Here is a 545-nt window from a genome sequence, read left to right on the forward strand (position 1 = left end):
TGGCAGGTCTCGGACGAGGACTTCGAGAAGGTCGTCGGCCGGATCTCGTTCTTCGTCAACGCCGGGGTCCGCTTCGTCGAGGAGACCTGCAAGATGCGCGCGTTCGTCCGGCTCTGGGACGAGATCACGCAGGAGCGCTACGGCGTGCAGGACCCGAAGATGCGCCGGTTCCGCTACGGCGTCCAGGTCAACTCGCTCGGGCTCACCGAGGCGCAGCCGGAGAACAACGTCCAGCGCATCGTCCTCGAGATGCTCGGCGTCACCCTGTCCAAGGACGCGCGGGCACGCGCCGTGCAACTGCCCGCCTGGAACGAGGCGCTCGGCCTGCCGCGGCCGTGGGACCAGCAGTGGTCCTTGCGCCTGCAGCAGGTGCTGGCCTTCGAGTCCGACCTCCTGGAGTACGACGACATCTTCGAGGGCAGCCACGTGATCGAGGCGAAGGTCGCCGAGCTCGTCGCCGGCGCGAAGGCCGAGATCGACCGCGTGCAGGCGATGGGCGGCGCGATCGCGGCGGTCGACTACATGAAGTCCGAGCTGGTCTCGTC

At 68.3% G+C, this 545-nt stretch carries 1 protein-coding gene; it reads left to right on the plus strand.

Features of this window, described 5'->3' with window-relative positions; genetic code table 11:
- Positions 1-545 (plus strand): methylmalonyl-CoA mutase family protein (locus FB586_RS18835; RefSeq protein ID WP_246037000.1); only part of this gene is annotated, 545 nt, incomplete at both ends.

This window comes from Cellulomonas telluris (assembly GCF_004886325.1).
In the GTDB taxonomy this organism is placed as follows: Bacteria; Actinomycetota; Actinomycetes; order Actinomycetales; family Cellulomonadaceae; genus Cellulomonas; species Cellulomonas telluris.